Origin of the sequence: Bradyrhizobium sp. (assembly GCF_049586575.1) — a bacterium.
In the GTDB taxonomy this organism is placed as follows: domain Bacteria; phylum Pseudomonadota; class Alphaproteobacteria; order Rhizobiales; family Xanthobacteraceae; genus Bradyrhizobium.
The window spans coordinates 1-5,977 of the sequence record NZ_JBAVCF010000329.1; the positions used below are offsets into that span (position 1 = coordinate 1).

Below are 5,977 nucleotides of genomic sequence, written 5' to 3' on the forward strand. Positions count from 1 at the left end.
CATCTTGGTCACCCAGTGTTCGCGGGTGTCCTGCGCAAACAGCCCGGTGAGAATGGCTCGCAATTTTTCCTTGTTGGCGGTGCGCGAGCGGCGGTCACCGAATTCGCCACTGACGAGATCTGGACGATTCAACACTTCGACGACCAGCCGGCGATAGAGCCGATCGTTGGCGCAGGCAATATAGAAGGGCGCATCCGAGCCGTGATACACCCCGACCGAAGGCGAACCGTTCGGCGAATTGCCCTGGCGACTCGGATTCACACCGCTCATCAAATAAGCCATGCCGTAGAACTGAGTCATGGCCAGCGCCATGTCGAACAAGGCGACCTCGACTTGCTGTCCGCGGCCAAGCTTATCGCGGGCGAGAAGCGCCAGCAGGATCGCGTTGCAAGCCGCCATGCCCGTGAGCATGTCGACCGCGGGCGGCCCGGTCCGCACGGGCGGCCCGTCCGGAAAACCATTAAGCGACATGAAACCGCTTTCGGCCTGAGTGATCGGATCGAAGCCGGGGCGTGACGCGAACGGACCCTTGCGGCCATAGGCCGAGATCGAGCAATAGACCAGCCGTGGATTGGCCGACGCGACCGAAGCGTAGTCGAGGCCATATTTCTTCATCACGCCGGAGGAAAAATTCTCAACCACTACGTCCGCGCGCGCGATCAGTTCGTGCGCCACGACGCAGGCTTCGGGTTTGGTGAGATCGAGCGCAATGCCGCGCTTGTTGCGGTTCAGACTAATAAAGGCCGCGCTTTCGCCGGCAAGGTCGGCATGCTCGTAGTGCCGCGAATCGTCACCGCCTTCGGGGTTTTCGATCTTGATCACCTCGGCGCCGAAATCCGCGAGCGTCTGCGTGCATGCAGGACCGGCCACGACCCGGGTAAAATCGACGACCAGAAGACCGTCAAGGGCGGTCGGAGCCCCCTTCTCTCTCGGCAGCCGCTCCGGCAGTTTCGGTCTCGCAGTCATGGTCGGCCCGTTCCTTCCCTTTGGTCGATCCTGGCTAATCGCCATTAGGATCGCTGCGGGAGATTGTACACGGGCCTTCGCCGACGTTCCAAGAGAAGTCGGCGGCGAGGCTTGGCCGCTATCGCCTTTTCGAATGGGTGCTATGAGAGGAGGGAACAGAAATGAGGCTTTTGCGCCAATAGAGCGTATCCGGAAACGCCCAGGGATAAAGCGGCCAATACAATCGATAGCCTGCCCGGATGAAGTTGTTGGCGGAGACGACGTTGCCGGTCGTATCGGAAACCATGCAAGTCCAGCCGTTGCGCCGTGCTCGCATTTCGATGGCACGCATCAAACGTAACTGAAGACGATGGCCCCAATGGCGCTGCAAGACGCCGACCCGGCAGAAGTATCCGGCTTCGCGGACATGCGTTGAAGGCACGACGCCGGCGAAGGCGACTGGCGTCGCCTCGCAATAGGCCAGCCACCAATGTCCCCGGTCAAACGGAGGAACCGACGCACCACCGAGGAAGGTCATACGATGCAACTCGGTCAGGATGTCCACGATCTCGTCATCGCGGCCATCGACCTCGCGAATCCGGTACGTTGGAGTCATGACTTCAGACATCGCTTCGCCCGCTCGATGTCCTTCGGCGAAAAGCCCTTCGCGCGTGCCCAAGCCTCGGCCGCCGCCTCGCCATGCTGTGCGACGGCACGCTTCACGACCCAGCAGGGAATGGCGTTCGCCGGAGACGATGCCAGCAGCCCAGCCAGCAGCAACGCGAGGCACATCATTTGCCGAGCATCGCTTTGATGCCAAGCCACACCGCGCCGAGAAATCCCGCCACGATGACGGTAATGACGGCCTTGAAGGTGAAACCCTGAGCTTGTTCGACGCTTTTGCGCCACCGTCTCAAGTGCTGGAAATCAGCGCGCAGTTCGCGTCTATCCTCTTCCTCTATGCCGAAGGACGCGAGCACCGTAGCGATAGCTCGATCGACAACAGCGTCAATGTCGCTGTGATGGATCCTTTGCTGCTCGCAAAGGGTTTCCGCGACGACGGCGCGGATGACATCTTCGCTGATGTCAGACATGGCAGGATGGCGTCAGGTGATGATCCCGGATCATTTCTTCATGATTCCGGATCATCGTTTTATGATCCTTGCGACATTCTCGAAGCCGCGCTTGGCGAAATAGGACGCCACGATCAGATTGGCCGTCGTCGATGCAAATCCCGCGAGCCCATCGGTCGTGCCGAGCCCAAAAACCTTGTCGAAAATCAAGAGTTTTCCCGAGCCACGGCCGCCGAAAATTCCCTTGTAGCGGGCCGGCGCCAGCAGCGGCTCAAATATCTCAGCGGTCAGGATTTTCAGCGTGGACATTTTCGGGGTGAACGATGACACGTTCGATGCGATGGATCAGTTCGAGCGCGCTCTCGTCATTGCCGATCGCCTGGGTCGGCTTGCCCCAGCCGCGATCGAGGAGCGCATTGGCTGCCGCGACCCGCGCCGGCGGCGTCGCCTTGGTGTTGCGCATCACGGCGACGAGCACGTTCAGCGCGGTGCGTGTGTGGGAGCGCGCAAGCGAGCGGATTTCGGTGACGGCTTTGGGCATTTTAAATTCTTCTTCGAATGCGACGACGTTACGCCGGCTCGCTATCGTCCCGGCCTTGCCAGGGCGGCGGCGCATATTCGCACGGCGCGGTATCGGCGTGATCCATGGCGAGATCGTCCGGCCGGCGCCACGAGCGAAACGGCTGCGAGGATTCATTCGGGCGACGATCGAAGTTCACCCGCGGGATGAACTGAATGATCCTGGCGTTCACGAGAAAATCTCCCAGAGCACGATGAGGATTAGCTCGCCGAGGGCGAGCGTGATCAGACAGGCGGTGGCGGCCATGCGGTCTTTCCTTCAGTCGGGATGGCTGGCTTTGTTAAAAGCGCGGCAGAGCTGTCGCACGTTGTGCGCCAGCTCATTTGGGGCGCGAACCCTGTCTCTCTTGGGAGGGCGAGAGGCCGCGGCCGGTTGCGTTCGCGCGCACCGGCAAACTGGTTCGGACGGGGCCGCCGTCCGATTCGGAAACTGGAAACGAAAAAGCCCGCGGCCGGTCTCCCGGCGCGGGCTTACATCTTTGCGATGGTGAACCTATGCCGGTGATTTGCCCGACATGTCAAATTATTGCCGGCGCTGCCGGCGGTCGCAAAGGCGTGCAAGATAATAGCCATAAAATAGCCGGGCCGAACTCTTGGCTAAGTCACGGGACGGGCCTACGTATGATCTTGTCGAAGCCCGAGCCGTGCGAGGCCTCTCATGAACCACAAAGCGATGACCGGATGGACGCTGGCTGGTGTGCTCGCCGTCGCGGCCGCAGGCATTTCGCCGGCTGACGCACAGAGCGCACTCGGCGGCCCCAAGACGCAGCAGATCAAGATTGGAGGCGCCGCCAAGCCACCCTCCGTGGTTGGCGGATCGATCAAGCCGATCACGCCTCCCAGCCCACCAAAACCCGGCCCGGTCGTCGGCATCGCGAAGCCTAATTCACTCGCGGGAGCACCACCTTCCATCGCCGGTGGAACAACGCCGGGCCTTGCTTCCGCCCCGACCAGGCAGAATCCGCCCGTCATGTCGCCGAACAAGGGCAAGACCGTCACTGCGTCATCGAACCTGAAATGCGCTTCCGGCGCTTGCACCTCGCGCGGCCCGCGGCCCTGAGGCTTCGCGCGCGCTGGTCAGGCCAGCGCAGATCGCAGCGTGTCAGATCGCTACTTGCCGCCCGATCTCGACCACCTGATCGCCGGGCAGGCTGAAGAAGTCGCTGACGTGGACCGCGTTGCGCTCCATCGCCACAAACAGCTTGGCCTGCCACGCCGGCATTCCCATTTTGTCTTCGCGGCCCATCACGGTTTCATGGCCGACATAATAGGTGACGTCGGAAAGATCGACCGTGCAGCCGAGCGATTTGGAGGCGGCGAGCAGGCCCGGAATGTGCGGCCGCTCCATGAAGCCGAAACGCGCCTCGGCACGCCAGAAATTCGGCGCGACCTCCTCGATCGTGAGGCGATCGCGGGGTGACGTCCATGGCACCGACCTGATCTCGACGCGGAGCACGAACAGGTGCTCGTGCAGCGCGCGGTTATGCTTGACATGCCACTGCATCACCGGCGGCGTGCCGGTTTCGGTACGCGTCAAAAACACCGCGGTGCCCGGCACGCGCGGCACGCCGGCGGCCTTGGCGCGCGCCATGAATTCATTCACGGGGATCAGTTGCTCGTGCATGCGCTGCGAAACGGCGGCCGCGCCCCGGTGCCAGATCCACATCACGCTGTAGACGGCGAGCGCCAGCAGCAGCGGCACATAGCCGCCTTCGGCGATCTTGGTGAGGTTCGCCAGAAAGAAAGCGCTGTCGACCACCAGAAAGCAGCCGGCCACGCTGCCCGCGGCCAGTACGCTCCAGCCCCAGACATCGCGCATTGCGATGAAGAGCAGGGCCGACGTCATCAGCATCGTGGCGGAAACCGCGATGCCGTAGGCGGCGGCGAGATTGTCCGATTTGCCGAACGCTATCGTTAAGCCCACCGTGACGAGCATCAACAGCCAGTTGACGACACCGACGTAAATCTGGCCATAGCCTTCGGATGAGGTCTGCTTGACATAGAGCCGGGGCAGCCAGCCGAGCTGGATCGCCTGCCGCGTCATCGAGAACGCGCCGGTGATGATCGACTGGCTGGCGATGATGGTGGCAACCGTCGCTAGCACGATCAACGGAATCAGCAGCGGCTGCGGGCACAGGCGGAAGAAGATATTGTCGCCGGTCGGCGCGCCCTGGAGCACCAGCGCCGCCTGACCTGCGTAGTTGATGATCAGGCTTGGAAACACGATCGCAAACCAGGCGAGCTTGATTGGCCGGCTGCCGAAATGACCCATGTCGGCATAAAGCGCTTCGGCGCCTGTGACGCAGAGAAACACGGCGCCCAGCACGAGAAAGCCGGTTGCGCCGTGCGAGACCAGATAGGTCAGGCCATAGACGGGATTGATCGCGGCGAACACCTGCGGGTGCTGCGCGATCCCCCACACGCCCATGATCGCCATCGCGGCAAACCAGAGCAGCATGATAGGTCCAAAGAAATGCCCGATCGCCGCCGTCCCCCTCGACTGGATCGCAAACAGCGCCAGCAGGATCGCAACCGCCGCCGGCACCACATAGGGCTGAAAAGCGGGTGTCGCCATGTTCAGGCCTTCGAGCGCCGACAGTACCGAGATCGCCGGCGTGATCGCGCCGTCGCCATAGATAAGCGCCGCGCCGAACAGGCCGACCGCGACGATCGTCGGCCGGTGTTGCTTCTTCACGCCGAGCAGCGCCATCAGCGCCAGGATGCCGCCCTCGCCGTCATTGTCGACGCGCATGGCAAAGGAGACATATTTGACCGTGGTGATGAGGAAGAGTGTCCACAACACCAGCGAGAGCGCGCCAAGAACTGTTGCAGGATCCGACGGCATGTCCGCTGTGCCCAACACCGTCTTGAACGTGTAGAGCGGGCTGGTTCCGATATCCCCGAACACGATGCCAAGCGCCGATAGCGCCAGAGCCGGCAATTTGCCTTGCGGGGCCTGCCGCGCATCGGAAACTTCTAAGGCTTGCTCGGTCACGGACCCGCCGTTCGTAGGAATATCCTGTCAGCCTTCCTACAAACTATCGCCGTCGATTGCGACAGCCAAGCGACCGTTGGTGTTGGATTCCGGCCTTAAAGACAGGCCAAAGCGGCGTCAGGCGCTCGCAGCACGCTTGTCGGGAGCGCTCTGAGGCAGGCTTGCGTCCGGATTGGTGTACTCGCGGAAGCTGTCGATCGCCGCCGGACGTCCCAACAGATAGCCCTGCACCTCGTCGCAGCTTTCCTCTTGCAGGAAACGCAGCTCCTCGTTGGTCTCGACGCCTTCGGCAAGGACCGGCAACCCGAGCCCCTTGCCGAGGCCGAGCACCGCCCGCACGATCGTGGCCGCCTGCTGGTTGGAATGGACCGACTTGATGAAGGAG

9 protein-coding genes are annotated in these 5,977 nt (G+C 62.3%); 1 reads left to right on the forward strand and 8 read right to left on the reverse strand.

All coding sequences use genetic code 11. The features are described 5' to 3' along the window. The 6 genes from WB528_RS12720 to WB528_RS12745 form a co-directional block, all read right to left on the reverse strand. Window positions 1-966: CaiB/BaiF CoA transferase family protein (locus tag WB528_RS12720; RefSeq protein WP_423888766.1), on the reverse strand; the 966-nt coding region annotated here is incomplete at its 3' end. A gap of 118 nt (window positions 967-1,084) precedes the next feature. Continuing rightward, complete coding sequence (locus WB528_RS12725; protein ID WP_423888767.1) at window positions 1,085-1,573, reverse strand: GNAT family N-acetyltransferase; 489 nt, start codon at window positions 1,571-1,573, stop codon at window positions 1,085-1,087. A 163-nt stretch (window positions 1,574-1,736) separates the two neighbouring features. Continuing rightward, window positions 1,737-2,039 (reverse strand): hypothetical protein, encoded by a 303-nt coding sequence (locus WB528_RS12730; RefSeq protein ID WP_423888768.1) that lies wholly within the window; start codon window positions 2,037-2,039, stop codon window positions 1,737-1,739. A 51-nt stretch (window positions 2,040-2,090) separates the two neighbouring features. Then, window positions 2,091-2,327 (reverse strand): hypothetical protein, encoded by a 237-nt coding sequence (locus WB528_RS12735; RefSeq protein WP_423888769.1) that lies wholly within the window; start codon window positions 2,325-2,327, stop codon window positions 2,091-2,093. Beyond that, on the reverse strand, window positions 2,299-2,559 hold the full coding sequence (locus WB528_RS12740) for a hypothetical protein (protein WP_423888770.1): 261 nt from the start codon (window positions 2,557-2,559) through the stop codon (window positions 2,299-2,301). Before WB528_RS12740 ends, WB528_RS12735 begins: the two co-directional genes overlap by 29 nt. 28 nt (window positions 2,560-2,587) lie before the next feature. Next, window positions 2,588-2,770 (reverse strand): hypothetical protein, encoded by a 183-nt coding sequence (locus WB528_RS12745; RefSeq protein WP_423888771.1) that lies wholly within the window; start codon window positions 2,768-2,770, stop codon window positions 2,588-2,590. Window positions 2,771-3,255: 485 nt separating this feature from the next. On the opposite strand from WB528_RS12745, the gene WB528_RS12750 reads away from it, so the two are divergent. Further along, window positions 3,256-3,657: a hypothetical protein gene (locus tag WB528_RS12750; RefSeq protein ID WP_423888772.1), complete on the forward strand. Its 402-nt coding sequence runs from the start codon at window positions 3,256-3,258 to the stop codon at window positions 3,655-3,657. Between the two features lie 42 nt (window positions 3,658-3,699). Here the strand turns inward: WB528_RS12750 and WB528_RS12755 are convergent, their stop codons facing one another. Together WB528_RS12755 and WB528_RS12760 are read right to left on the reverse strand one after the other, a co-directional pair. Continuing rightward, window positions 3,700-5,592 carry a potassium transporter Kup gene (locus tag WB528_RS12755; RefSeq protein WP_423888773.1) on the reverse strand — a complete coding sequence of 631 codons (1,893 nt, stop codon included), beginning with the start codon at window positions 5,590-5,592 and terminating at the stop codon, window positions 3,700-3,702. Between the two features lie 117 nt (window positions 5,593-5,709). After that, window positions 5,710-5,977 (reverse strand): EAL domain-containing protein (locus WB528_RS12760; RefSeq protein ID WP_423888774.1); only part of this gene is annotated, 268 nt, incomplete at its 5' end.

Bases quoted from the DNA above. Each gene is read 5' to 3' on its own strand.
- WB528_RS12740 (WP_423888770.1), bottom strand. From the start codon at position 2,559: ATGCCCAAAGCCGTCACCGAAATCCGCTCGCTTGCGCGCTCCCACACA.
- WB528_RS12750 (WP_423888772.1), top strand. From the start codon at position 3,256: ATGAACCACAAAGCGATGACCGGATGGACGCTGGCTGGTGTGCTCGCC.
- WB528_RS12735 (WP_423888769.1), bottom strand. From the start codon at position 2,327: ATGTCCACGCTGAAAATCCTGACCGCTGAGATATTTGAGCCGCTGCTG.
- WB528_RS12730 (WP_423888768.1), bottom strand. From the start codon at position 2,039: ATGTCTGACATCAGCGAAGATGTCATCCGCGCCGTCGTCGCGGAAACC.
- WB528_RS12725 (WP_423888767.1), bottom strand. From the start codon at position 1,573: ATGTCTGAAGTCATGACTCCAACGTACCGGATTCGCGAGGTCGATGGC.